Source organism: Francisella sp. LA112445 (genome assembly GCF_012224145.1).
GTDB lineage: Bacteria > Pseudomonadota > Gammaproteobacteria > Francisellales > Francisellaceae > Francisella.
On the sequence record NZ_CP041030.1, the window covers coordinates 1,122,726 to 1,148,534 of the forward strand.

Sequence of the window (25,809 nt, forward strand, 5' to 3'; positions counted from 1 at the left end):
AAGCTTAATGGGACGACTTCAGCAGAATTTAATGTATGTGATTATCTTAGTGGTAATCTTTGTTATTTGTATCTACTTTTTTACTTTTAACCGTAGTTACGAGGTAAAAGGAATTTATTTACCAGCATATTCAGCAAAACTACCTCCTACAGATCCTAATAAGATGAAAGTTTTTAATTTACGTTATCAAAGTGATACTGAAGGTAACATAGGCCAAATTAGAACTTCCATTCATGTAAGTAACCAAAAAGATTTCCAAAGTCTATGTGATGAAAATCTTCATAAAGCAATACTATTAGCTGCAGAAAATGGCGCAGATGAGATTAAATATGTTTGCTTATTTCCAGAAGGACAAATTAATGAGCTAAGTAGTGTTTCATTAAGAGCGTATGCATTTAGGAACTAATATAAATGAGTAAGTTAAATATAATTTTTGCAGGGACTCCCGATATATCAGCTCAACTCCTAAAAGATTTATATAATACTAAACATAATATTCAAGCAGTACTTACGCAACCAGATAGAGCAAAAGGGCGAGGTAAAAAAGTTCAGTTCTCACCAGTTAAAGAAATTGCTTTGGAAAATAATACTCCAGTTTTTCAACCGCTGTCTTTTAAGAAAAATCCAGAAGTTTTAGAGCAAATCAAAGAGCTAAAACCTGATGTGATTGTTGTTATAGCTTATGGAATTATAGTACCAAAAGCATTTTTAGACATTCCAAAATATGGTTGTTTAAATATACATGTTTCATTATTACCAAAATGGCGTGGTGCAGCTCCAATTCAGCGAGCTATTCAATCAGGAGATAAAAAAACCGGCATTTGTATTATGCAAATGGATGAAGGCCTAGACACTGGAGATATCTTAAATATTCTAGAAGTTGATATCCAAGATACTGACACATCACAAACTTTATATGATAAGTTTGCTAGATTATCAATACAGCCTCTAATGGAAACTCTAGATACCATTGAAACAATTAAGCATAAGCCTCAAGAAGGTCAACCAACATATGCTCATAAAATAACTAAACAAGAAGGCTTGGTAGATTTTAATACAACATCTTGGCAAATTAGCTGTCATATAAGAGCATTTACTCCATGGCCATCAGCATTTTTCATATTAGATAATCAAACTGTTAAAGTAGGGCAGTTTGAAATATTAGAGCAGTCATGTAACAAAACACCTGGAACGATACTTAATATATCAAAATTAGGTTTTGATATCTGTACTAGTGATAAAGTTATAAGATTTAAACAGTTACAGTTCCCAAATAAGAAAATGCTAGAAATAGCTGATATTTTAAATGGTAATGACTTAAGCAAATATATTGGACATAAGATAGGATAGATTATGAAAGTTGGATTTATAATAGATAACTTAAATTCTTTTAATATTTCAAAAGATAGTACTTTTATGATGTTACAAGCAGCTCAAGACAAAGGCTGGGAAGTTTATACATTTTATCTTGATGATTTATATATTATAAATGGTGATCCGAAAGGTAATTCTCTTAAAATAAAAATTCATAAAAATAAACAAACATGGTACGAGGTTTTATCTCAGCATAATGATTTTTCATTATTAGATCTAGATTGTATATTTATGCGTAAAGATCCTCCTTTTGATATGGAGTATATTTATGTGACATATATGCTAGATTTAGCTAAGAAAAATGGGGTTTTAATCGTTAATAATCCGCAAGCTTTAAGAGATTTTAATGAAAAAGTTGCTATTTCAAATTATCCAAAATTTGCTCCACATACACTAATCACTAGAAGCTACAATCAAATTAATAAATTTTATGAAAAACATAAAGATATTATAGTTAAGCCATTAGATGGTATGGGTGGTAGTTCTATTTTTAGAATTAAAGATGGTGATAAAAATAAAAATGTGATTTTAGAAGTTTTAACAGAACATCAATCAAAGTATATAATGGTTCAAGATTATCAAAAAGCAATCAAAGAAGGTGATAAGAGAATATTGATTGTTAATGGGGAGCCTATAAAATATCTACTAGCTCGCGTTCCAAGTGAAAAAGATAATAGAGGGAACTTAGCAGCAGGAGCTACAGCTGAAGTTAGAGAACTAAAAGATAGTGATTATAAAATCGCTAAGAAAGTTGCTAAAAAACTTAAGAAACAAGGCGTAATGTTTGCGGGTATTGATGTAATAGGCGATAAACTTACTGAAGTTAATATTACAAGTCCAACAGGCATACAAGAGATTTACAAAGCTACAAAAATAAATGCCGCAAGCCTATTAATGCAAGCCGTAGAACAAAAAATTGAAAAAATGAGAGAAGAAAATAAGGATAGTGAATAAGTCAAAAATACTGATTCGCTTACTTACTGAGTAAACCTCTCTTTTATTATAAAAACTCTTTAAAAATATTATTTTAACTTAAACTTATTAGGTGTAAATCTTATGATTAACTATAAAGAACTTCCTAAGGGAGTATTACATATTAACTTGATACAAATATTCTCAACAGTTGGCTATGCTGTGCTAATGGGATTATTAAATTTTTATCTAACAAACTATATTGGTATAAGCAAAACAGAAGCAAATACTCTTACTTCTAGTTTTTTTGCAATTAATTTCCTATTTCACTTTTTAGGTGGTACTGTTGGTGGAAGATATTTGAGCTTTAGGGGCTTATTTTTTGTAAGTCTATTCTTACAGTTTGTTGGATTATGTCTAATTGCTATACATACTAAAGCAATCGTTTTAATGGGTATGGCAACTTTTATTACAGGATCTGGATTAAACGTTAGTTGTATAAACATGATGCTGACTCAACTTTTTGACCAAAATGATAAACGTCGTAGAATAGCATTTTCAGTAAACTATAGCTTTATGAATATTGGCTTTGTAGCAAGCTTCTTTATTGCTGGATATCTTCAAGGGATTGGTTCATATAGTGCAGCATTTTATTTTGCAGCTATTTGTTTATTAATAGCAACAGTAATTCATTTATCTGCATGGAAGTATGTTAATGACAAATCTACATATTTTGTCGAAACGTTTTCTTTATTAGATAAAAAATTTTTTGTGGCTCCTTTGATAATAATAGGTTGTTTAGTCTTTGCTTATATTCTAATGCATCATCCAGTATTTGCATCATATCTTATCTATGTAGCATTTATCGCGATTCTAATTTTTATGCTGATTTTTGCAGCGAAACAGTCGCACCAATATAAGCTAAAAATCTACGTTTATCTAATTTTATCAGTTGCAAGTATGGTCTTTGCTTGTGTTCAAGGCTTACAATCAACAGCACTAGAAAATTTTGTTGAATTTAATACGACAAAGTCATTATTTGGTATACCAATGGCACCAGCTACAGTAAACATGTTTGAAAGTCTTGGAGTTATTATATTTGGTTTTATTCTTGCTATGTCAATGAAAAGAAGACAAAGAAATAATAATCCATATCAGCCAGGATTCTTAGTTGTTAAAGGTTTAGCTGTATATGTTATAGCTTTTCTTATGATACCTTTAGGTATATTTTTAGCTGGTGGTGGCAAATCAAATGTTATCTTCCCAATTTTATTATTGATTATTGTTGCTATGGGAGAAATTCATGTAAATGCCGTAAATTATGCCATGGCAGGTGAGATGATGGATCCTAAACACCAGGGCTTATTTACAGGATATTTATTTTTAAATGTAGCTTTTGGTATTAACTTAGCAGGACCGATATCAAACTATGCAATTGCATCAACTGATAATGCTACCACATTGTCATATCAGGCAACTAATCCTATGTATATGCATATATTCTTGGTAATGGCACTTGTTGCTTTTATAATAGCTGCAATATTTTTCTTTTTAATAAGATTTTTGAATAATATTTTAGCTGAAGCAAGTACAAAAAAGATTTTAGAAAGTGAAATTATTTGATATAAATTTTAGACTAGGATACGAAAATGGATAAGAAAATAGAAGAATCAGAAAACTTATTTAAGCAAGCTCAAGAGTATATTCCAGGAGGAGTAAACTCCCCAGTGCGCGCTTTTAAAAGTGTCGGACAAGATCATCCAAAATTCATCAAATCAGCAAAAGGCGCTTATCTTTATGATGTGGATTGGCATAAATATATAGATTATATAGGATCTTGGGGTCCAATGATTTTAGGTCATGGTGATGAAGATGTTTTAGAAGCAATGCAAAACCAGCTAGAAAATGGCCTAAGCTATGGTGCTCCATGTAAACAAGAAATAGAGCTAGCTAAAAAGATAATAGAAATTATGCCAAATATTGAACAGGTTCGTTTTGTAAACTCAGGTACAGAAGCTACTATGAGTGCTATTAGACTTGCTAGAGCGTATACTAATAAAAATAAGATAATTAAATTTGAAGGCTGCTATCATGGTCATGCAGATGAGTTTCTAGTAGCTGCTGGATCTGGAGCTCTATCATTAGGTCAACCAAATTCTCCTGGTGTTCCTGAAGATGTTGTCAAAGATACATTAGTAGCCAGTTTTAACGATATTGACTCTATCAAAGCACTTTTTGAGAAGTATAAAGATGAGATAGCCTGTATTATAGTTGAACCGATAGCTGGTAATATGAATATGATATTTCCTAAAGATAACTTCTTAGCTAAGCTTAGAGAATTATGTGATGAAAATAATGCTCTACTTATATTTGATGAAGTTATGACTGGTTTTAGAGTAGCATTAGGTGGAGCTCAAAGTATTTATAGTGTTAAGCCTGATATTACAACTTTAGGTAAAGTTATTGGTGGTGGTATGCCAGTAGGGGCTTTTGGTGGTCGTAGAGATATTATGCAAATGATCTCTCCTGCTGGATCTGTATATCAAGCAGGGACTTTATCAGGAAATCCTCTTGCAATGGTAGCAGGGTTAAAAACTTTAGAAAAAATATCACAAGATGATTTTTATAATAAACTTGAATCAAAAGCTCAGAAGCTAGTAAATGGTTTAAATGAAGCAGCAAAATTATATGATTTTAATTTTCATGCTAAATGCCTAGGTGGAATGTTTGGTTTATTCTTCTGTAGCGAGAAAGTAGAGGTTAATACTTTTGCAGACTTAGGTAAAACAAACCTAAGTATGTTTAATAAGTTTTTTGCATATATGTTAGATAATGGTGTATATTTAGCGCCCTCAGCTTATGAGGCAGGATTTATTTCAATAGTTCATAGCGATGAAGATATTCAAAAAACTATCGATCTTGCTAAAACTTTCTTTTATGAGAATTCTAACTAGGTAAAATTTGAGTATCACTTGTAATTGTACAAATATCTGAAAAAGTATAATTACCTAATCTTTTAATAAAATCGTTAGTTGCCTGATTTAGAATAGCTTTAAGTTTGCAGTTTTGTACTAATGGACATGTTAAAGCTTTATCTTTGTTGAAACATTCAACTATATTTATTGGTTCTAATTTCTTAATAATCTCTGATAATTTAATATCGTAAATATTAGGAGATATAGATATTCCGCCAAATCTACCTTTATATGATTGTATATAATTTAAATTCGACAAATTATTTATAATCTTTGTAGCATGATTAAGCTTTATATCTAAGATATTTACCAAATCCTTAGTTTTGTATTTTTGCGTTGGATTTGATCCTAGAATTATCAAAATTCTTAATGAATAGTCAGTAAATGACGTTAAGTTCATATATAGATTTTCTAAAATATTTTTAGAAAGTATAAAATAAATTTGCATCAAATATAATATGCATCTATAATGCATATTATATTTTAAGTTTAACCAGGAGTAATAATTATGCTAAGCCAAAAAACTGTAGATACAATAAAAGCAACAATTCCAGTGTTAGAAGAAAATGGAGTAGCTCTAACAAGACATTTCTATAATAGAATGTTCGAACATAATCCAGAAGTTAAGAAATTCTTTAATCTATCTCGCCAGAAAAACTCTAATCAACCTGAAGCTCTAGCTGCAGCGATCCTAGCTTATGCTAGAAATATTGATAACCTAGATGCTCTTGGTCAAGCAGTTGAATTAATTGCACAAAAACATGCTTCTTTACAAGTTAAAGCTGAGCATTATCCTATTGTTGGAACTAATCTAATAGAGTCAATCAAAGAACTATTAAACTTATCTGATAACGATGATGTTATTATAGCTTGGACTGAAGCTTATAATTTACTAGCAGAAGTATTAATAAACCGTGAAAAAAATATTTATAATGAGAAATTAGAACAATATGGCTGGAATGACTTTAAAAAGTTTAGTGTTGTCAAAAAAGAAAAAGAAAGTATAAATACATACTCATTTTATCTGAAAAATGATTCTATTAAAAATTTTAACTTCAAACCTGGTCAATATATAACTGTAAGATTCCCATATAAAAATACTACAACTATGAGAAACTATAGTATTTCATCAGCAACAAATGAAGATTATCTAAGAATAACAGTTAAAAAAGAACAAAAAGGAAATATATCACAGCACTTTTTTAATGATATAAATGTTGGAGATAGTATTGAGGTTGCACCACCATCAGGCGAATTTTTCTTAGATCTTGAACAAAAATCAGATGCTCCTTTAGTCTTTATATCTGCAGGTATTGGTATAACTCCTCTAATAAGTATGCTCTTATCTGAATTAAAAACAAACAACACTAGAAGAGTAGTTTTTGTTTGTGGTAAGAAAAGTAAATTAGAGCATCCATTTGCAGATCTATTAAAAAGATTAACAAAAGAGAATCCTCGATTAAAGACTATTTTCTTTTATGAAAGTGTTGAAAAAGATGAAGCTAAACTAGGCCTAGTTAACTTAGACATAGTAAATAAACAATTAGAAAATGAAGCTTCAAATGCACAATATTTCTTTTGTGGACCTACAGACTTTATGCTTTCTATTCAAGAGGGATTATTAAAAAATGGCATAAATAATGATAATATCCATTTTGAATTTTTTGGCTCTAAAACTTTCTAAAATTAACTACAAAAAATATTTTCTAAAGCTGCTTGGATATTTATTTTTAAAGAAGTAACAGTATAATTTGTTTGGTCCACAGAAGTTGCACCATATATACAAACATAATTTTTCACATTATCAATATAATCAATATCATAAGGGGTTAAAGCAGCTATATTTATAGTTTTATTAGATGCTATAGACGTTAGAGTAGAATATCGTTGGCTATACTTCTTTAAACTTTCAGATATTAATATAATTAGATTGCTATTTTGTATATTTGCTTCAAGCTCATCATCAATATGTTTCGCAATAATATCTATATTTAACTTCTGACTATAAGTTATTTGTTCTAATATTTCATAAAACTCACTCAATCTTTGTCTATCAGAATCTACAATCAAAATATTTTGGTTGCTATTTAATTGATATGGAATGATTCCTGAATTTTTAATTATAGAAATGCTTTGTTTAGCTATCTTTAATGATATTTCTTGATGTTTTTTAGAGTTAACAACTAGATTTGCTCTGTTAATTTGATCTTCTTTAGAAAGCTTATAGATATATGACTTATGCAAACTATGCTTCTGCTTAAACTCCAAAACTTTATCATAAGCCTTATCAACTGCTAGTGCAAATTCAGTATTATTTGTATACTCACTTTCAAGAGATTTAAAAAGCTCTTCAAGTTTATAAATATCTTTCTCTGACCATACTCTTACCGGCATAAGAACAATATCAATTCCAGCTAATATTGCTAATTTAGTAGCTTCTATAGAACCAAAATGAGTAGCAATAGCTTTCATATCCATAGCATCTGATACAACTAACCCTTTAAAACCTATTTTTTCTTTTAAGAGATTTGTAATTATATTGTGAGATAAGGTAGCTGGTATACTAATATCTTGATCTGTTGAAACTGATTTATAAGTAGTATTATCTAAAGCGGGCATACTGATATGTGCCGACATAACCATACTGTATTTATTAACTAACTTCTGAAAGGGTAATAATTCAGTTTTTTCCAAATCACCTAAACTCTTATTTACACTGACACTGCCCAAATGACTATCTGAAGATGTATCACCATGACCTGGAAAGTGTTTAACACAGTCGATAACCTTAGCATCATGATACCCATCAATAGTATAATTAGCATATTCTATGACAGTCTCTGGATTATCAGAATACGCTCTAACTCCAATAATAGGATTATTCTTATTTGAATTAACATCAATAACTGGAGCAAAGTTTGTATTTATTCCTAAACTATACAACTCATCACCGATAAGCTTCGCTATAATATAGGCATTTTCTGGATTATTTGTAGCAGCAAGAGCCATATTACCACAGCCACTTGTACCTTGCTTGATACGATTAACTCGACCACCTTCTTGATCTGTTGCAAAAAAGAGTGGGGTGGCTATATTTGATTGAATATCTCTTAAAAGAGAAATTACCTGTTCGTTAGTTTCAATATTTTCTTTAAAAAGAATAAAACCACTTAAATTATAATTCTTAAAAAGATTATTAATAGTTTGATTTGTTTTAATAAAAGGAATAGGTTGACTATCTGAATTTTCACCCCAGTGGCGAAAATCCATCATAATTAATTGACCAAGTTTTTTCCTTATTTTTGAATACATTATGTGCTATTTTTTATTATTATCAAATAGTAAATATAATAGCGGGCCGAAAGATCCTGCAATTAAAGTTAATATTAACCATGGTAAAAATTTTCTATTATTACGACGAGCATCATGATACATCCATACTAAAAGAAAGACGCATGAGATTATTAAATCAACTAAAACCTGTATTCCTCCTAAATTTGCAAATTCATGCTTAAATATACCTGTAATCCCATTTTGCCAAACAGCTAAAAGAGTTAATATGGAAAAAGGAATTAATATTAAAATTAAAAGACATTTAGGTATATATAAAGAGTTATTATTATTATTTTCTTTCATAATTATTCTCCTATTTTATTAATATAGTTTAAATTTACATTCCCCAGCCATGACTAACTAAAAACTTTTGTCCAGTAAGAGCATTTGTTTTAAATCCAGCTAAGAATATAGCAGTATCAGCAATATCTTGAACTGTTGTAAACTCACCATCAACAGTTCCACCAAGCATAATATTTTTGACTACTTCTTCTTCAGAGATATTTAGCTCTTTTGCCTGTTCTGGAATTTGTTTTTCAACAAGTGGAGTTAAAACAAAGCCAGGACCAATTAAATTAGATGATATATTATGTTCAGCGCCTTCCTTTGCTAGAGCTCTTACAAAGCCAACTTGAGCATGTTTAGCTGCTACATATGCTGCTTTATTTTTTGATGCAAGAACAGAGTGAACAGATCCTACTACAATAATTCTACCACCAGTTTTTAGATCAATCATATGTCTCATTGCAGCTTGAGTTACTAGTAAAGTACCAGTCATATGTATATCAAATAATTTTTTCCATGATGAAACATTAAAGCTAACTATTGGTGAAATTATCTGAATACCCGCGTTATTGATTACAGTATCGATACGTCCAAACTTCTCTACAGTACTATCAACACCAGCATTTACTGGGTCTTCATTTGTGACATCCATTTGTACTGCTAAAGTTTCTACATCATATTTTAATGATAAATCTTTAGCTACTTCTTGAGATTTTTCTAAATCTAAGTCAGCTATTACAACTTTTGCTCCTTGTTTTGCAAACTCTGTTGCCATACCTAAGCCTAAACCCGAGGCTGCACCTGTTATTAGTGTAACTTTATTCTTTACAGACATTAATATCTCCAAAACTGTCTAAGTTGTTAATAATTATTATATAGTAAATTAAAAAAATTAATTACATTAGAGGGGTTAAAATCTTCATTAAACTCTCTATCAATAGACTACTGCGTTTTGTTGTCATATGATTTGTATCTTTTGTAGAGTCTGCTAAAATTCTATTTGCCCAATCATATAGCTGTTTAAGATGACTTTGAGTATAAACAAAAGTAGCTATTTCATAATTTAAGAATAGACTACGATTATCTAAATTTACTGAACCTAACATTGCAAGATTATTATCAATTAAAACTGCTTTTGCATGTACCATATTCTTCGTAAAGTGGATATCTATATTATATTTTAGAAAATCTCGTATGTAGCTAGCTCTAGCTCTATCTACTATTTTATGATTAGACTCTTTTGGTGTTATAATTTTTACTTCAACTCCTCTTTTTTTAGCTAAAACTATCGAGTGATATAATTCTGCAGATGGGATTAAATAGGGTGTTATAATCCATAGCTTATCTTTGGCAGAGTTTATGGCAGTAATTAATCCTGAATATAGCTGATCTTCTTGTAAGTCAGGCCCTGATGGAATTACTTGTATGAAGCCGTCCTGTGAGGTATCCGTATTTACTTTAAAATCTAATTCTTGATTTGTAGCAAAGTGCCAATCTGAGCAAAAGACTTTTAAAAAATATAGTAATGACTCACCTTGAATCTTAAATAATAAATCATCCCACATTCCTTCATGCTCTATTGGTGACATATATTCATCACCAATATTCATACCACCACTAAAAGCTGTTTTATTATCAAAAATATATATTTTCCTATGATTTCTGTAGTTAATATAATTACGCAGAGGGTTTGTCAGAACAGGCATAAAGAAAACAACTTCGGCACCTAACTTTCGTAAGTTTTTAAATATTTTTTTATTATGTCTATAAACATAGAAAGAACCAAGCGAATCTATCATCATCTTGACTTCAACACCTTCACTAGCTTTTTTCTCTAAAGCATTTATAACAAGTTTAGATGTTGTATCATTTTTAAAAACGTAAGTTTGTATATAGATATTTTTTTCTGCTGAATTGATAGCATCTATAAATGCTTGGAAAGATTTAACACCATCTGTATATATTTCAAATGAGTTTTTTCCTGTTAAAGTTGGTAACCCCATACTAGAAAAAACATTGATAATATCCATAGGTAGGTTTTGACATTTATGCTCTTTTGCTAAGCATATTTCCTGAATAGCAGGTTGGCTAATATCCATAGTCTCTTTTTGCCAGAAGCTACGCTTATCTTTACGTTGAAATATAAAAAAGAAGGGGATTGCTATATAAGGAATAAAGAGTATAGCTAAAAGCCAAGCTAAAATATTTGATGCAGATTTCTTGTCGACAATAAGCTTTAATACAACTAGAATTGTCAAAGCTTGACAGACAAACAAAACGATATTTGCTTCTACTATATAGAGTAAACTTAAAAAGAAATTTTCCATTTATCGAACTTTTTAAAAATAAGCGTTATTATATGAATTCTAGCATAGTGTAAATATTCTAGATAGTTTAGCATTTGAATTACATCAATGGTGTAAGAATTTTCATAATACTTTCAATTATTAGGCTACTACGTTTAGTTGGTAAATGCGATGAGTTTTGACTTGCATCTTTAAGTATATTTTGAGCCCATAAATAAAGTTTTTTTACTTCACTAGGAGTATATATAAAAGTAGCTATTTCATAATTTAAAAATAAACTTCGATTATCAAGGTTAATAGAACCAAGTATCGCAATATTTGAATCTATAAGTATAGCCTTAGCATGAATCATTTTTTTAGTAAAATGAACTTCTACATTATGAGCCAACAAATCTCTAATATAGCTAGATCTCGCTCGATTAATTATTTTATGGTCAGAGTTTTTAGGGGTAATTACTTTTACATCAACTCCTCGACATTTAGCAAGAGTTATTGATTGTAATAAATCTAAAGATGGAATCAAGTAGGGTGTTATAATCCAAAGTCTTTTTTGTGCAGAGTTTATTGCTGTTAAAAGTCCTGAATATAGCTGATTTCTATACATATCTGGACCAGATGGTACAACTTGAGTAAAGCATTTTTTACTAATAATATTTTCTACTTTAAAATCTAGCTCTTGATTTGTAGCAAAGTGCCAATCTGAGCGAAAAACTTTTAGAAAATGCTCTACAGATTCTCCTTCTAAACTAAATAAAAGATCGCTCCACATACCATCATGATACATGGCAGACATATATTCATCACCAATATTAATCCCACCACTCATAGCCAAACTATTATCAAAGATAAAAATCTTACGATGATTTCTATAGTTAATATAATTACGTAAAGGGTTTGTAAGTATAGGCATAAAAAATACTATTTTTGCACCTAGTGAACGTAGATTTCTAAATATTCTTTTATTGTGAAAATAAACATACAATGATCCTAAAGAGTCAATCATTATTTTGATATCAACGCCTTCTGCTGCCTTTTTCTCTAATGCATTTATAACTAGCCTAGAAGTTGTATCATTTTTAAGTATATAAGTTTGGATATATATACTTTTTGTTGCTAAGTTAATAGCTTGCATAAATGCTTCAAAAGATCGGACACCATCTGTATATATTTCAAAAGAGTTATGCATAGTAAGCGTTGGTAACTCAAGATTTAAAAAAGTAGTAATAACATTCATAGGTAGCTCTTGGCAATGATTAGTATTAAGACATACCTTTTCAAAAGATGATGAGCCATTAATACTCATAGTCTTTTTTTGCCAAAACCGGCGTTTATCTTTACGCTGAAATATAAAAAAGAAGGGGATTGCTACATAAGGCACAAACAATATTGCTAAAATCCAAGCGATGATGTTAGATGCTGATTTTTTATCAACAATAAGTTTCAAAACAACAAATATGGTAAAAACCTGACAGATAAATAAAATAGTGTTTGCTTCTAAAACATATATTAATCCAGACAGAAAATTATCCATATTTTAATATTTATCTTTAAAGCTAATAGTTAAATTCTAACACATAGATAGTAGATCTATATAGAAATGTTTTGGCATGCTTTTGAGGTAAAAATTAAGATAAATAGAGAAACAATTATCACTGATAATATTAGATACAATGGTGTTAACATAATCCCTTCGGCCACACCAAAACTTGCTAGAGCTAAAAAAGCTCCATTAAAAACTGCAAAGCTAATATTATAACCAAATCCTAAGCCACTAGCGCGAACACCAGGAGTAAAAAGAGTACTTGCATAATTTGCACTTACACCAACGACTAGACCCATGAAAATATTATTTACAAGCATAATTATAAGTAGATAGCTAGAGTTTGTAACAATCGCATAGTAAAAAGCACTGCCAAAGATTAACAATCCAACCCCTCCAACAAATAGCACTCTTAATGGCCCAAACTTATCTGCAAGATATCCCGCTGGAATTGAAATAATCGAAAAAGTAAATAAGTTTAATAGTATTAAACTAGAGGCATTCGGTATATTATTTAACTTAAAATAAGTTGGTAAATAAAGAGAAAAAAAGCCTACAACCATAGCAAATATTGAGATAGCTGCAATAGCCCTAAGGATTGCTAATTTCTCCGTTTGAAATAAGCTTATTAACGGAATCTTATATTCAGTTTTTTTATTTAAAAAGGTCTCTGTCTCATGTATTTCTTTTCTAAAAAAATAACTAATAATCGCGGCAATACCACCAAGCATAAAAGCAACACGCCAAGCATATTGATCAGATAGGAAATACGTTGTGATTACTTTTGTAATTTCCGCAAAAAATATTCCAAAATTAATAAAACAAAATATAATACCACACGCAAGACCTCCTTTTTTAACTAAGGTCTCCTTTACAAAGACAACCGCACTAGGAATCTCTCCACCAATTGCAGCTCCTTGAATAATACGCAACAAGACAAATAATAATGTAGCTAAAATCCCAACACTACTATAAGAAGGTAATAGCGCAATAAGAAAAGAAGCTAACCCCATTAATAGTATTGTTAATATAAAAGATTTTTTACGCCCAAATTTATCACCTATATGACCAAAAAATATACCTCCTATAGGCCTAGCAAAATATCCTACAGCAAATACTGTAAATGCCGATAGTGCCTCTAATGCTGGTGATCCCTCATGTGGAAAGAAAGTCTTACCTAATACGATTGCAAACATACCAAATATTACAAAATCATAAAACTCAAGCATTCCGCCTATACTAGTAAGTAAAATCGTTTTAAAATCTTCTTTTTTAAGCATATTTATTTAAGTATAATTAAACCCAAATTATATAGATAATAGCTAATTAATTATTAAAAGCTAGTAAAAAAGTATGATAAATATTGAAAAGACTCTTAAAAGAAAAGTTCAAAAAGGACAAAAGCTCTTACCTAATATTAAAAATATAATCTTAGTAGCATCTGGTAAAGGAGGAGTAGGTAAGTCGACAGTTACTGCAAATTTAGCTGTCAGCTTTGCCAAAATGGGAGCTAAAGTAGGAGTTCTAGATGCTGATATCTATGGTCCAAGCCAACCAACTCTTTTTGATTTAAAGGAAAATCCTCAAACTACAGATAAGAAAAAAATTATTCCTCTTGAACGTTATGGGGTTAAAATGATTTCTATTGGAAATCTTATAGATTCAGAATCTGCTGTGATCTGGAGAGGACCTATAGTTTCTAGAGCTTTAATGCAACTTTTAAATGACACTAACTGGGAAGAAATAGATTATCTATTTTTAGATTTACCTCCTGGTACAGGCGATATTCAGCTTACAATTTCTAAAAATATGCCAGTAACTGGAGCCGTAGTTGTAACTACTCCTCAAGATTTATCTTTGATAGATGCAAGACGCGCTGTTGCCATGTTTGAGAAAGTTGATATCAAAACATTAGGTGTTATAGAAAATATGAGCTACTACATTTGTCCAAAATGTGGCAATAGTGATCATATATTTGGTGAAGATGGTGCACATTTATTATGTGGCAAAAACAATATTGAATTTCTTGGTAATTTACCGCTGCATAAAGATATTCGTGAGAATGCAGATCATGGTAAACCTTATGTAAGCTTAGATAAAGATGATAATATTAATACAAGCTATATGACAGTAGCTGAAAATATATTAAATGAGATTGAAAAACTGCCTAAAGCAAGTACTTTAGATTCTATTGGTGTTAAATTAGAAAATTAAGAGAGAGAAAATGTCTATAAAATCAGATAAATGGATAAAAAAAATGTCCCAAGAGCATTCAATGATAGAACCTTTTGAGGCAGGACAAGTTAAAGTTGCTAATAATGAAAAGATAGTTTCTTATGGTACATCTAGTTATGGCTATGATGTACGTTGTGCAGATGAGTTTAAAATTTTCACAAATATTAACTCTTCAATAGTAGACCCAAAACATTTCGATAATAAAAACTTTGTTGATTTCAAAGGCGATGTTTGTATTATTCCTCCTAACTCATTCGCTCTAGCACGTACTGTTGAGAAGTTTAAAATCCCTAGAGATGTTTTAGTTGTATGTCTTGGTAAATCAACCTATGCAAGATGTGGGATCATTGTGAATGTAACACCTTTAGAACCTGAATGGGAAGGTTATGTAACATTAGAATTCTCAAATACAACTCCATTACCTGCAAAAATATATGCCAATGAAGGTGTTGCACAAATGCTTTTCTTCCAATCAGATGAACAGTGTGAAACATCATATGCTGATAAAGGTGGTAAATACCAAGGTCAAGAGGGCGTAACACTACCTAAATGTTGATAAAAATATTATGCTATTTGAATAACTCTAAAGAGTTGTTTTTTTAGCTCACTTTCTAAAGTAGGATCTTCTGGATACTTCTCTAATAATGGTAAAAAAACTGATTCACCTATAACAGATCTTTTAGTATTATCTTTATCCTTTAACCCCCAGACTTGCTGATAAGTTGCTGGAACAATTTGTTTTGGATTATATGGATTTGAAGTTTTACCAATATATAGCATCACATGTCCCTTTATATATATAAAATCTAAGAAAGGGCGCGCCTTTGTTAATAAAATTTGACTACGTTGCTCTAAAGTATCTTGATCAAGATTTAACGAACTATACGCCTTATATTGATCCTTAGAGTTTCTTGGTAACCATATTCCAAAAGCTTGGTATATAGCTCTTAATTCAGATGAACAGTCATTATAGAAATATTGATTTCCCCAACCATAAGGATAACCTTGAGTTTCTTTAATTATTTTTGCAAAATTTTCAGGTGTAGTTAGAGTTGGTATTTCTGTAGCATCATGCTTTATTATTTTAGCATCTATGAAAGCTAGACTTCCTGTTTTTGTTTGTGTTGGAAGCAACACTTTATAATAATTATTATCATTCTCTAATACTGGCAATATTGTTCCAGGATAAGTATTTTTAACTAGTTTATTATCTAAATTAAATACTGGAGTTTCAAAACGTCTAACAGATATACTTTTCTTTATAAAAGCACTTTTCCAAATTTTAACTTTATTCTCTGAAATTCTAGAAATACTGTTAGATTTTACCCAAGCATAAAAAGAAGAGCTAAGAATTAAATACCATCGCTTATCTTTTGACTCAGAAATTATATATACAGCTTCACCAATATTTAATGATGAAACATTAATATTACTAAATGGATATCCCTGACCTGGCAATGTGAAGTTTAAAAATAATGGTCTATCATAAGGCACAGAGTATCCCATTGCAGTTCTTGTAACTATAGCTCTATTATTGACGTTATATTTATGTAAGTTATCAATATCATCAAAATTTATATTTTTAATAATATTTTGATATTCATGATTAGTAAAAAGTCTAAAATTTTCTTTATAAATCTTCTCATCATCTGGTAGCTTACTATTATTGATATCATTAATTTGCTCCGTAGCCCATTCTTTTAGACTATTTTGTTGCAAATACTCTTTATAGAAAGATTCTGACCATGGAGAATCACTGCCAACAGAATGAGATATTAGTTTTTTGAGAAGTTTATCTTGCTGAGGCTTAGTCAATAGAGGTTTATCATATCCTTTCTCTGACTTAGGAATGTAATAATTTACATCTTGTGAGTATTTGGATAAATCAAACATCTCTATTGGTACATTAGCAGCAAGGCATAGTGATACATTTACTATAAACAATAGTATAAAGGTTGTAAAAGATTTTAAGCTCATTAGATAATAATTTCTCTTTAAATTTAAAATTTTATTAGGAAATAATATCAGAAAATTATGATTTTTATTTAGAGATTCTACCAGTTATAGCCTGGAAAGCTTTTAGATCAAACATATGTAAACTAGCAAAAACATAGTCAAAAATATCTGCTTGAATTTTTTCATAGTTAACCCAGTTTGTATCATTTGTAAAAATATATAACTCAACTGGTAAACCTGTTTCACTAGGCTGTAGCTCTCTAATTAGGAAAGTCAATCCTGTATGTATCTTTGGATGTTTACGTAAGTAATTCTCAATATATGCTCTAAATAAAGTTATATTAGTCAGCTTTTCACCTTTTTTACTCGCAATAAAATCTTGTAGAAGAGGCTCTTTAGATAACGATTCTAAAGTATTCTCATCACAAAATTTTATAGTATCGATGTCAATATTTACTGAGCGTTTAATTCTACGTCCACCAGTTTCAACCATTCCACGCCAGTTTTGTACACTATTATTAATTAATGTGTAAGTTGGAACGGTCGAGATCGTTTTATCAAAATTACGTATTTTTACAGTATTAATAGAAACTTCCATAACATCTCCATCAACACCCGCCGATGGAATAGTTATCCAGTCGCCAACTCGTACTAAATCTAAAGCAGCAACCTGAATATTAGAAACAAATCCTAATATTGTATCTTTGAAAACTAACATTAATACGGCTGACAAAGCACCTAAGCCAGTTAAAAAAGCAATCGGAGATTTGTTAAGCAACTGAGAAACTATCAATATAAAAGCTATGAAATATAAAATTATTTTTATAACTTGGGCATAGCTTTTCAAAGAGTGATGCTTAAAATATGGAAGCTTTTGAAAGTAATTAAAAATAGCATCAACAAAAGATATAAAAAATAGTATTATAGTTAATGTTATATATACTTGTGCTACTAACTGAATTGCATCAACAACACTTACTGTCCAGTTATGCTCAGAGCTTACTCCAAGATTTATAGCTAAATATATAAATATTCCAGGCCCTATATGAGATAACTTATTAAAAACCTTATACTTTACTAAGGTTTCACCCAAATTTGGGCCAAGTTTAGCTACAAATTTATTTACGATATTAACTATATATTGTTTGAGTATTTTATTAATTACCCATGAACAAATTAATATTATTAAAAATATTGTCAAAAAACTTAGTATTCCTGCAAGCCCGCTATAACTACTAAGCAAGTTTGCATAAAAATCTTTTAATTGATTCATATAAAGTCCTTTTAAAGATTATATTTAGATTATCTCTTTATAAGTTTTAAGATTCATCATCATTATCTTGAGATGAGATATCTGGGGTCTTACTTGGTAATAATGCCGCAATTTGATTAATAACATTTGTTACCATACCTGACTGAAGATAGTCATATATTCTTTGAGCTTGAGCATTTTGTGCTAGCTGCGTACCAGAGTTTGATTGCCAGAACTGTTGTGCAGAAATAGTCTTATTTGGTATTACTGGTGTCTTATCATTAGGCTTAACAACATTATATGTAAAGTTGTAGAATAATTGATAAGTGTTATTCGATGCTCCACCTACAACACTTGTAAGCTTAGAATCTTTCTTAACATCTTGTATATTTATTATATAATCAGCTTGTTTCTCATCAGTTACTATTATAGCTTTATATGGTTGTAATCCCGATTTAATATCACTAGCCCAAGAATTATAACCATTCGCAGCAATATAAAACTTAGTTCCAACTAAGCTACTATAATTTCCCGCATTCGAAGAGCTCACAACACCACGAGGATGAAAACCACATGAGCCTAATAAAAGTGCAAATATTAAAATTATATATTTTTTCATTTTAGTCTCTCTATTTGATTACTATATTTATAAGCTTCTGAGGTACATAAATTACTTTGATAATTTGCTTACCTTCAACAAATGATTTTACATGCTCATCTTCTAAAACAGCAGCTTCGACTTCTGATTTAGTTAATGATGCATCTAATTCTAACTTTGCTTTTAGCTTACCATTTATTTGTACAACTAGCAAAAACTCATCTTTGACTAGAGCTTGTTCATCTACTACAGGAAACTCTGTATGTAAAATATCATCTCCTAACTTAAGTTCTTGCCATAAATAATGACAAATATGTGGAGTAAATGGTGCTAGTATTCTTAATAAGATACTATATCCCTCAGCCTTAACACTATCACAAAGATTATCATAGTTATTTAAAGTATTTAGAATTTTCATACAAGCTGAAACTACAGTATTAAACTGACTTTTATCAAAATCAAAAACAGCTTGCTTTAAGTTTGAATGTATTTCAAAGCGAGCTTTTTTGTCTTCTTTTGATAATTTGTTTATATCAACATTTATTTTTTTCGATAATACTTCTTTATTTGATTGAGCATAGTTAAAAACTTTACGTAAAAATTTATTTGCTCCTTCAACACCTGTTTCAGACCACTCTAATGATTGCTCAGGAGGTGCTGCAAACATACTAAATAATCTCACAGTATCAGCACCATACATATCTATTAGTTCTTGAGGGTCTACCGTGTTGCCTTTTGATTTAGACATCTTAGCACCATCTTTTAACACCATACCTTGAGTAAGTAAGTTTACAAAAGGCTCATCAGATGTTACCAGACCTTCATCACGCATTAATTTATGGAAAAATCTAGCATATAATAAATGCATAATCGCATGCTCAATACCACCAATATATTTATCTACTGGTAACCAGTAATTTGCCTCATCACTTAACATTTCATTCGCAGTAGTGCATGTATATCTTGCATAATACCAAGATGATTCAAAAAATGTATCAAATGTATCTGTTTCTCTTTTTGCTTGAGAGCCACACTTTGGACATTTAACATCTAAAAATTCAGGTAAATCTTTCAACGGCGAACCAGCTTCTGTAAGGGTTACATCCGTAGGCAGTTTAACCGGTAAATTTTCTTCTTTTTCAGGAACTATACCACAGCTATCACAATGAATCATTGGAATTGGGCAGCCCCAATATCTTTGACGAGAGATACCCCAATCATGGATTCTAAAGTTTGTAGTTTCATATCCTTTATTATTATCAAAAAGGTATTTTTTAATTGCTTGATAAGCTTTCTTGAAGTTTAATCCATCAAATTCACCAGAATTTATTAATATTCCTTTTTCTGTGAAGGCTTCAACATCTAAATCAACTTTGATTTTCTTATCATCAGAGTTAATAACTTGCTTTAGAGGGATATTATATTTCTTAGCAAATTCCCAATCCCTTTGATCATGAGCAGGAACTGACATCACGGCACCAGAACCATATCCCATAAGCACAAAGTTGGCAACCCAAACATCTACTGTCTCACCAGAAATAGGATGAATTACTTTTATATTTGTTTTAAAGCCTTTTTTTTCTTGTGTAGCTAAATCAGCCTCCATTGTTGAGGATTTTCTACATTCTTCAATAAATCTTGCTAACTCAGAATTTGTTTTAGCCTCTGCTAAAGCAAGAGGGTGTTCAGTTGCAATTCCAAGGTAACTTACACCCATCAAAGTATCAGGACGAGTTGTGAAAACTTCTATTTCTTCATCAGAGCCTTGAATCTTAAATTTAACAGTTAAACCTTTTGATTTACCGATCCAGTTTGTTTGCATAGTTTTTACAGCATCAGGCCAGTTATCTAACTTAGATATATCTTGTAAAAGCTCATCAGCATAATCTGTGATTTTCAAAAACCATTGTGGTATTTCTTTTTTCTCAACTAAGGCACCAGATCTCCAACCTCTACCATCGACAACTTGCTCATTAGCTAAAACTGTCTGATCTACAGGATCCCAGTTTACAACTGAGTTTTTACGATATGCTAAACCTTTTTTATAAAGTTGGATAAAAAACCATTGCTCCCATCTGTAATAATCCTCATCACAAGTAGCAATTTCTCTTGACCAGTCAAAACCAAAACCTAAAGAATCAAGTTGCTTCTTCATATGGGCAATATTACTTTTTGTCCATTCAGCCGGTGATCTTTTATGCTTGATAGCAGCATTCTCAGCGGGTAATCCAAAAGCATCCCATCCCATAGGGTGAAGTACATTTTTACCTTGCATTTTTTGATATCTAGCGATTACATCACCGATAGTATAGTTTCTTACATGTCCCATATGTAAAGTACCACTTGGATATGGTAACATTTCTAAACAATAGAATTTTTCTTTACTTTTATCTTCTACAGCTTTAAAAGAATTATTTTCACGCCAATAACTTTGAGCTTGTTGCTCTATTTGATCAAAATTATATTCACTCATTGAATTACAGAACCTTATTTTTAATAATAAATATGAAAAATTATGCTGAATATTTTAAGTTAAAACTTAGTAAATATCTAGATTATTACTATGTTAAAGAATTATTTAATTCTCTGCCATCCAAGTTTCAAGAATTACACAGGCTGCTAGAGCATCTACTTTTATATGACTGACTTTCTTACTTTTGACTTCTTCAAGACGCCACCTTGCTTCTCGAGTAGAATAAGCCTCATTTATAAGGTGAACGTTTCGTTGATATCTCTCTTTTATCTCTTTAGCAAAATCTTTCGCAGCTTTAGTAATATCTGTCTCAAAATCTTGTGTATCTAGAGGTAGACCAACTATTATATCTGAAGGGTTCCAACGTTTAATGATTCTATCAAGCTCAATCCAGTTTGGTACGCCATCATAAGCTTCAACAGTGCCAATAGGAGTAGCCGTCTTTGTAATCATCTGGCCACTAGCTAAGCCAATTCTAGCTTTGCCAAAATCTATAGCTATTAAAGATTGAAACATCTAACCATTACCTATATTTTCAAATAGAGAATCTAAATTTTGCAAACTATATCCAGCATGCTCTAGATGATTTTGCCACTTAGTTTTATTCTCATAATTAAATAGTATTTTCTTACTTAACTTATCTGTCACAATCCAGTCACTAGCTTTTATCTCATCTGATAACTGATCAGCTGTCCAACAGCTATATCCAACTATCGGCAGGAAGTATTCTGGTAAAATATTATTTGCCAAATCTTCTAAGATATCCATAGACGCTGTAATAGCTAAACCCTCATCAAGCTTTATAGTTGAATTATAGTTACGCCCATTTGTCGTATGAAGTATTAATATTTTATGAGGGCTTATTGGACCTCCCATATAAAGAGGGTGGTTCAATATTTCTTCAAAAGTATTATTATGAGGTATATCTAACTCCTCAAAAACATCTTTTAATTTATCATCTAAAGGCTTATTTATAATCAAGCCCATAGCCCCATGACGATCATTTTGGCATAAATAAATAACAGATTTAGTAAATATAGCATCATCTTTAATTAAAGGTGTTGCTAATAAAATTTCACTTTTATGGTTTTGGAACATATTATATTTCTTAATAACAATGTTAATTTTTTATAAAATGGAACGTATAAACGCTGCAGTGGCGATTATTTTAGATGAATATCATACTAAAGTCTACATAAGTCAAAGACAAAAATTTCAAACCTATCGTGATTACTGGGAATTTCCTGGAGGAAAAGTAGAAAAAAATGAAACTTTTGCAGACTGCATAAAACGAGAAGTTTTTGAGGAAGTTGGAATTATTGTTAAATCTATAAAGCCATATATAAAGAAGAAACATATAAATAAAGACAATATCGAAGTTAATTTAGAATTTTTTATTATTGATGGCTATGAAGGTATTCCATACTCAAAAGAAAACCAACAATTAAAACTTGTAAATATTTCTGAGCTTAATAATTATAATTTTTTACCTGCAAGTATAGAAATAATTGAAAGACTAAAAAGAGAGTACATCTAACTAATACAGTAAATATTATTATGGATATTAGGTTAGTTTTAAAACTTCTTTCTTATTACCGAACCAGTAATTTAACATAATATATATTATGCGAAATGATGTATTAGTAATTATGGAAACTATATTACTTATTTTATTTATTACTTTTTAAAATGGTTTTGGATCTGTTTTGATGAACTACTAATATTTGACCAAATAATTATAAATATAAAAAAATTAATTATGCCAGCTATAATATTGATTACTGGGACTAATCCTAATATTAAAAATCCGACATACCAATAAACAAGTGAAGCTTTAAACTTTAATTTCTCATTATAATTTGTGTTATATTTTTTTACATGCTCATCTAACTTCACAGCTGCTACAACAAATGCAATTGATGACCATATTGGAATTAACTGTGTCCATAACCATGCTGGATGAATCTTTTCACTATTATTAATCTTAGCGAGATTTTTAGCTAGTTTTTGCTGAGATAATATAAATAATCCTGAAACAATAATTGAAGTTATAGTAAGGGCAACTAAAGAAATTTGTATTAAAACAGTAAATTCTTGGATATTTTGCATCAAGAACTGATTATTATTGATAGTATCTAGCATTTTGAGTCTTTTAGAATTCTTACTAAGTATGAAAGTTTATAATAGAATTATTTAACAGTAAATGTATTTGTAAACTTCCCATCAGAACTATCGCTGATAAAATACTCAAACTCACCTGGTTCATAAACATATTTTAGATCATTATTGTAAAACTTAAGATCATTAACATCTAATTCAAATGTTACAGTCTTAGTTTGTCCTTTTTTCAAAAATACCTTTTTAAAAGCTTTTAATTCTTTAACTGGAGGTGTAATTGAGCGTACTTTTTGATGAATATACAGTTGCAACACATCAGCACCATCATATTTACCAGTATTTGTGATATTAACTTTAATAATTAACTTATCACCCTTTTTGATGATCTCTTTATTCTGAACTGGCTTAGAAATATCAAATGTAGTATAGCTTAAACCATAACCAAAAGGATATAATGGTGAATTACAAACATCCATATAATTAGAATGATATTTCTCAAATCTACAACTATCTTTATTTGTTAAAGGCCTACCTGTATTTTTGTGACTATAATAAATAGGAATCTGCCCAACATCTCGAGGGAATGAAGCTGTTAGTTTACCTGATGGATTAACTTTACCAAATAATACATCTGCTATTGATAATCCAGCTTCACTACCAGGGAACCATACATCAAGTATAGCTGGTACAGTTTTACTTTCTTGTGTTAAAACAAGAGGTCTTCCATTAAATAGTACTAATACGACAGGTTTACCAGTTTTTAGCAATGCGTTAAGTAAATCTCTTTGAGCTTTAGGTATATCTATATGTGATCTACTAGTACTTTCACCACTCATTTCTGCAGATTCACCTAATGCTGCAATAATTACATCAGATTTTTTAGCGACTTCTAACGCATGTTTTAATAGCTGCTCTGAAGTTTCATTATTTCTACCTAAAGATTTACCAAACATTGTTGCATTTTTCTCAAATGTCTTACTGTATGATAAGTTACTACCTTTAGCATATAAAACTTTACCTTGGTGCCCTACTTCTTCTTTTAAGCCTTCTAATAATGATATAGATTTATCTTGATCGGCGGTGATACTCCATGTCCCATCCATATTATTAGCAGCATTGGCTAGAGGTCCAATTACAGCGATTGTTTGAGTTTTTTTCAAAGGTAACAAGTTATTCTGGTTTTTTAGTAAAACCATAGATTCAGAACCAACTTTTCGCGCAAATTCTCTATGTTTTGCAGAGAAAATTAGTTTTTTAGCATCTTTGGTATTAATATTTTTATATGGGTTTTTAAATAATCCTAGCTCAAATTTAGCTATTAATATTCGCTTAACGGCTTTATTTATCTCAGCCATTGATACTTTGCCTTCTTTAAGAGATTTCTTTAAAGTTGTGAGATAGCCATTACCTACCATATCCATATCAACACCAGCATTTAATGCATCTGCTGATACTTGTTGTAAGTTTTTACCAACTCCATGATTCATCATCTCTGGAATACCTGCATAATCAGAAACAACAAAGCCTTTAAAGCCCCATTGATCACGTAGTAGGTCTGTCATTAACCATTTATTTTCAGTAGCTGGAATACCATTGATATCATTAAAAGCCGCCATAACACTACCAGCTCCAGCATCTATCGCCGCTTTATATGGAGGTAGGTATTGGTTATACATTTTAACTTTGCTCATATCTACCGTGTTATAATCACGCCCTGCCTCAACAGCTCCATATAATGCAAAGTGTTTCACGCATGCAAGTAAACTTGTATTATCTGCTAAATCATCCATTTCATAGCCTCGCACCATAGCTTTTGCTATTTGGCTACCTAAATATGTATCTTCACCACTACTTTCAGCAATTCTACCCCAACGTGGATCTCTTGATATATCTACCATCGGTGAGAATGTCCAGTTTATCCCCTGACTACTTGCTTCTATCGCAGCTATTCGTGCAGTTTCTTGGATCATATCTAAATCCCAACTAGTCGACAATCCTAGAGGGATAGGGAAAGTTGTTTTATAACCATGAATAATATCCATACCAATCAAAAGAGGAATGTGCAGGCGAGTATCATTAACAGCTATTTCTTGAGCTTTCTTTATATCTTGTGGAGATTTTAAGTTAAATATCCCCCCTACTTTCCCCTGCTCTATAAGCTTATAGAAATCCTCTTTTTTACTAACTCCAGTAGTTGCTTGACCTGCATCAACAAGGTTTAACTGACCTAACTTTTCCTCCAAAGTCATTTGTGATATAAGTTTATCTGCTTGACTATCATATTTTTCTTCATCAATACTATATATATTAGATTGATTATTTTGAGACTTACTACTAAAAAAATTAGTTGTTGAGCAAGATGAACAAATACTTGCTATTATTGCCAAGGATAAAACTTTTTTCATACATATCCAAATGTTTATCTGTTTATTAATATTAATAATAGCAAAAA

At 30.5% G+C, this 25,809-nt stretch carries 24 protein-coding genes; 9 read left to right on the forward strand and 15 right to left on the reverse strand.

Annotation, left to right across the window (positions count from 1 at the left end):
- The first annotated feature begins 7 nt into the window (after positions 1-7).
- The 5 genes from FIP56_RS05485 (at position 8) to hemL (ending at position 5,240) form a co-directional block, all read left to right on the forward strand.
- Entirely contained in the window at positions 8-406 is a 399-nt protein-coding gene (locus FIP56_RS05485) for a hypothetical protein (protein WP_192577938.1), read from the forward strand.
- Between the two features lie 5 nt (positions 407-411).
- The gene (gene fmt / locus FIP56_RS05490) at positions 412-1,350 is read left to right on the forward strand and encodes a methionyl-tRNA formyltransferase (RefSeq protein ID WP_192577939.1); all 939 of its coding nucleotides are present in this window, start codon (positions 412-414) and stop codon (positions 1,348-1,350) included.
- Positions 1,351-1,353: 3 nt separating this feature from the next.
- Entirely contained in the window at positions 1,354-2,328 is a 975-nt protein-coding gene (gene gshB, locus FIP56_RS05495; RefSeq protein ID WP_192577940.1) for a glutathione synthase, read from the forward strand.
- 102 nt (positions 2,329-2,430) lie between these two features.
- Positions 2,431-3,909 carry an MFS transporter gene (locus tag FIP56_RS05500; protein ID WP_192577941.1) on the forward strand — a complete coding sequence of 493 codons (1,479 nt, stop codon included), beginning with the start codon at positions 2,431-2,433 and terminating at the stop codon, positions 3,907-3,909.
- A gap of 26 nt (positions 3,910-3,935) precedes the next feature.
- Positions 3,936-5,240: a glutamate-1-semialdehyde 2,1-aminomutase gene (gene hemL, locus FIP56_RS05505; RefSeq protein ID WP_192577942.1), complete on the forward strand. Its 1,305-nt coding sequence runs from the start codon at positions 3,936-3,938 to the stop codon at positions 5,238-5,240.
- On the opposite strand, the gene FIP56_RS05510 is transcribed toward hemL, so the two are convergent.
- Positions 5,233-5,709, reverse strand: a complete 477-nt coding sequence (locus FIP56_RS05510; RefSeq protein WP_245323055.1) for an Rrf2 family transcriptional regulator — start codon at positions 5,707-5,709, stop codon at positions 5,233-5,235. The two genes, hemL and FIP56_RS05510, sit on opposite strands and share 8 nt — an antisense overlap.
- Before the next feature lie 60 nt (positions 5,710-5,769).
- On the opposite strand from FIP56_RS05510, the gene hmpA reads away from it, so the two are divergent.
- Positions 5,770-6,945 (forward strand): NO-inducible flavohemoprotein, encoded by a 1,176-nt coding sequence (gene hmpA / locus FIP56_RS05515; RefSeq protein ID WP_192577943.1) that lies wholly within the window; start codon positions 5,770-5,772, stop codon positions 6,943-6,945.
- 2 nt (positions 6,946-6,947) lie between these two features.
- Here the strand turns inward: hmpA and FIP56_RS05520 are convergent, their stop codons facing one another.
- The 6 genes from FIP56_RS05520 to FIP56_RS05545 form a co-directional block, all read right to left on the reverse strand.
- Positions 6,948-8,573 (reverse strand): glycoside hydrolase family 3 protein, encoded by a 1,626-nt coding sequence (locus FIP56_RS05520; RefSeq protein ID WP_192577944.1) that lies wholly within the window; start codon positions 8,571-8,573, stop codon positions 6,948-6,950.
- 6 nt (positions 8,574-8,579) lie between these two features.
- Positions 8,580-8,897 (reverse strand): DUF2834 domain-containing protein, encoded by a 318-nt coding sequence (locus FIP56_RS05525; protein ID WP_192577945.1) that lies wholly within the window; start codon positions 8,895-8,897, stop codon positions 8,580-8,582.
- Between the two features lie 34 nt (positions 8,898-8,931).
- The gene (locus FIP56_RS05530; RefSeq protein WP_192577946.1) at positions 8,932-9,714 is read right to left on the reverse strand and encodes a 3-hydroxybutyrate dehydrogenase; all 783 of its coding nucleotides are present in this window, start codon (positions 9,712-9,714) and stop codon (positions 8,932-8,934) included.
- Between the two features lie 61 nt (positions 9,715-9,775).
- Complete coding sequence (cls, locus tag FIP56_RS05535) at positions 9,776-11,206, reverse strand: cardiolipin synthase (RefSeq protein WP_192577947.1); 1,431 nt, start codon at positions 11,204-11,206, stop codon at positions 9,776-9,778.
- 79 nt (positions 11,207-11,285) lie between these two features.
- A complete protein-coding gene (cls, locus tag FIP56_RS05540; RefSeq protein WP_192577948.1) occupies positions 11,286-12,716 on the reverse strand; it encodes a cardiolipin synthase in 1,431 nt (476 codons plus the stop codon).
- Between the two features lie 56 nt (positions 12,717-12,772).
- On the reverse strand, positions 12,773-14,005 hold the full coding sequence (locus FIP56_RS05545) for an MFS transporter (protein ID WP_192577949.1): 1,233 nt from the start codon (positions 14,003-14,005) through the stop codon (positions 12,773-12,775).
- 73 nt (positions 14,006-14,078) lie between these two features.
- Between FIP56_RS05545 and FIP56_RS05550 the strand changes: the two genes are divergently transcribed.
- Positions 14,079-14,939, forward strand: coding sequence for an Mrp/NBP35 family ATP-binding protein (locus FIP56_RS05550; RefSeq protein ID WP_192577950.1), 861 nt, complete (start codon positions 14,079-14,081; stop codon positions 14,937-14,939).
- A 10-nt stretch (positions 14,940-14,949) separates the two neighbouring features.
- The gene (gene dcd / locus FIP56_RS05555; protein ID WP_192577951.1) at positions 14,950-15,516 is read left to right on the forward strand and encodes a dCTP deaminase; all 567 of its coding nucleotides are present in this window, start codon (positions 14,950-14,952) and stop codon (positions 15,514-15,516) included.
- An 8-nt stretch (positions 15,517-15,524) separates the two neighbouring features.
- Here the strand turns inward: dcd and FIP56_RS05560 are convergent, their stop codons facing one another.
- The 6 genes from FIP56_RS05560 to FIP56_RS05585 all read right to left on the reverse strand — a co-directional run bounded on the left by FIP56_RS05560 (position 15,525) and on the right by FIP56_RS05585 (position 22,337).
- Positions 15,525-16,937: an SH3 domain-containing protein gene (locus FIP56_RS05560; protein ID WP_192577952.1), complete on the reverse strand. Its 1,413-nt coding sequence runs from the start codon at positions 16,935-16,937 to the stop codon at positions 15,525-15,527.
- Positions 16,938-17,001: 64 nt separating this feature from the next.
- A complete protein-coding gene (locus FIP56_RS05565) occupies positions 17,002-18,189 on the reverse strand; it encodes a mechanosensitive ion channel domain-containing protein (RefSeq protein ID WP_192577953.1) in 1,188 nt (395 codons plus the stop codon).
- A gap of 46 nt (positions 18,190-18,235) precedes the next feature.
- Positions 18,236-18,787, reverse strand: a complete 552-nt coding sequence (lptE, locus tag FIP56_RS05570; RefSeq protein ID WP_192577954.1) for an LPS assembly lipoprotein LptE — start codon at positions 18,785-18,787, stop codon at positions 18,236-18,238.
- A 10-nt stretch (positions 18,788-18,797) separates the two neighbouring features.
- Positions 18,798-21,239, reverse strand: coding sequence for a leucine--tRNA ligase (gene leuS, locus FIP56_RS05575; RefSeq protein ID WP_192577955.1), 2,442 nt, complete (start codon positions 21,237-21,239; stop codon positions 18,798-18,800).
- Between the two features lie 105 nt (positions 21,240-21,344).
- Complete coding sequence (gene ruvX / locus FIP56_RS05580; protein ID WP_192577956.1) at positions 21,345-21,755, reverse strand: Holliday junction resolvase RuvX; 411 nt, start codon at positions 21,753-21,755, stop codon at positions 21,345-21,347.
- On the reverse strand, positions 21,756-22,337 hold the full coding sequence (locus FIP56_RS05585; RefSeq protein ID WP_192577957.1) for a YqgE/AlgH family protein: 582 nt from the start codon (positions 22,335-22,337) through the stop codon (positions 21,756-21,758).
- Positions 22,338-22,374: 37 nt separating this feature from the next.
- Here FIP56_RS05585 and FIP56_RS05590 point away from each other — a divergent pair, with 37 nt between their 5' ends.
- Positions 22,375-22,776: a (deoxy)nucleoside triphosphate pyrophosphohydrolase gene (locus FIP56_RS05590; protein ID WP_192577958.1), complete on the forward strand. Its 402-nt coding sequence runs from the start codon at positions 22,375-22,377 to the stop codon at positions 22,774-22,776.
- A 140-nt stretch (positions 22,777-22,916) separates the two neighbouring features.
- Here the strand turns inward: FIP56_RS05590 and FIP56_RS05595 are convergent, their stop codons facing one another.
- Positions 22,917-23,381 (reverse strand): hypothetical protein, encoded by a 465-nt coding sequence (locus tag FIP56_RS05595; RefSeq protein ID WP_245323056.1) that lies wholly within the window; start codon positions 23,379-23,381, stop codon positions 22,917-22,919.
- A 47-nt stretch (positions 23,382-23,428) separates the two neighbouring features.
- A complete protein-coding gene (bglX, locus tag FIP56_RS05600) occupies positions 23,429-25,762 on the reverse strand; it encodes a beta-glucosidase BglX (RefSeq protein WP_192577959.1) in 2,334 nt (777 codons plus the stop codon).
- Between the last annotated feature and the right edge of the window lie 47 nt (positions 25,763-25,809).

What these genes read in the sequence shown, in the direction of transcription:
- bglX (WP_192577959.1), bottom strand. Translation starts at nt 25,762, where the DNA reads ATGAAAAAAGTTTTATCCTTGGCAATAATAGCAAGTATTTGTTCATCT.
- hmpA (WP_192577943.1), top strand. Translation starts at nt 5,770, where the DNA reads ATGCTAAGCCAAAAAACTGTAGATACAATAAAAGCAACAATTCCAGTG.
- gshB (WP_192577940.1), top strand. Translation starts at nt 1,354, where the DNA reads ATGAAAGTTGGATTTATAATAGATAACTTAAATTCTTTTAATATTTCA.
- leuS (WP_192577955.1), bottom strand. Translation starts at nt 21,239, where the DNA reads ATGAGTGAATATAATTTTGATCAAATAGAGCAACAAGCTCAAAGTTAT.
- fmt (WP_192577939.1), top strand. Translation starts at nt 412, where the DNA reads ATGAGTAAGTTAAATATAATTTTTGCAGGGACTCCCGATATATCAGCT.
- FIP56_RS05560 (WP_192577952.1), bottom strand. Translation starts at nt 16,937, where the DNA reads ATGAGCTTAAAATCTTTTACAACCTTTATACTATTGTTTATAGTAAAT.
- FIP56_RS05530 (WP_192577946.1), bottom strand. Translation starts at nt 9,714, where the DNA reads ATGTCTGTAAAGAATAAAGTTACACTAATAACAGGTGCAGCCTCGGGT.
- FIP56_RS05595 (WP_245323056.1), bottom strand. Translation starts at nt 23,381, where the DNA reads ATGCTAGATACTATCAATAATAATCAGTTCTTGATGCAAAATATCCAA.
- ruvX (WP_192577956.1), bottom strand. Translation starts at nt 21,755, where the DNA reads ATGTTTCAATCTTTAATAGCTATAGATTTTGGCAAAGCTAGAATTGGC.
- FIP56_RS05545 (WP_192577949.1), bottom strand. Translation starts at nt 14,005, where the DNA reads ATGCTTAAAAAAGAAGATTTTAAAACGATTTTACTTACTAGTATAGGC.
- cls (WP_192577948.1), bottom strand. Translation starts at nt 12,716, where the DNA reads ATGGATAATTTTCTGTCTGGATTAATATATGTTTTAGAAGCAAACACT.
- hemL (WP_192577942.1), top strand. Translation starts at nt 3,936, where the DNA reads ATGGATAAGAAAATAGAAGAATCAGAAAACTTATTTAAGCAAGCTCAA.
- cls (WP_192577947.1), bottom strand. Translation starts at nt 11,206, where the DNA reads ATGGAAAATTTCTTTTTAAGTTTACTCTATATAGTAGAAGCAAATATC.
- FIP56_RS05590 (WP_192577958.1), top strand. Translation starts at nt 22,375, where the DNA reads ATGGAACGTATAAACGCTGCAGTGGCGATTATTTTAGATGAATATCAT.
- FIP56_RS05525 (WP_192577945.1), bottom strand. Translation starts at nt 8,897, where the DNA reads ATGAAAGAAAATAATAATAATAACTCTTTATATATACCTAAATGTCTT.
- FIP56_RS05550 (WP_192577950.1), top strand. Translation starts at nt 14,079, where the DNA reads ATGATAAATATTGAAAAGACTCTTAAAAGAAAAGTTCAAAAAGGACAA.
- dcd (WP_192577951.1), top strand. Translation starts at nt 14,950, where the DNA reads ATGTCTATAAAATCAGATAAATGGATAAAAAAAATGTCCCAAGAGCAT.
- FIP56_RS05500 (WP_192577941.1), top strand. Translation starts at nt 2,431, where the DNA reads ATGATTAACTATAAAGAACTTCCTAAGGGAGTATTACATATTAACTTG.
- FIP56_RS05565 (WP_192577953.1), bottom strand. Translation starts at nt 18,189, where the DNA reads ATGAATCAATTAAAAGATTTTTATGCAAACTTGCTTAGTAGTTATAGC.
- FIP56_RS05510 (WP_245323055.1), bottom strand. Translation starts at nt 5,709, where the DNA reads ATGCAAATTTATTTTATACTTTCTAAAAATATTTTAGAAAATCTATAT.
- lptE (WP_192577954.1), bottom strand. Translation starts at nt 18,787, where the DNA reads ATGAAAAAATATATAATTTTAATATTTGCACTTTTATTAGGCTCATGT.
- FIP56_RS05520 (WP_192577944.1), bottom strand. Translation starts at nt 8,573, where the DNA reads ATGTATTCAAAAATAAGGAAAAAACTTGGTCAATTAATTATGATGGAT.
- FIP56_RS05485 (WP_192577938.1), top strand. Translation starts at nt 8, where the DNA reads ATGGGACGACTTCAGCAGAATTTAATGTATGTGATTATCTTAGTGGTA.
- FIP56_RS05585 (WP_192577957.1), bottom strand. Translation starts at nt 22,337, where the DNA reads ATGTTCCAAAACCATAAAAGTGAAATTTTATTAGCAACACCTTTAATT.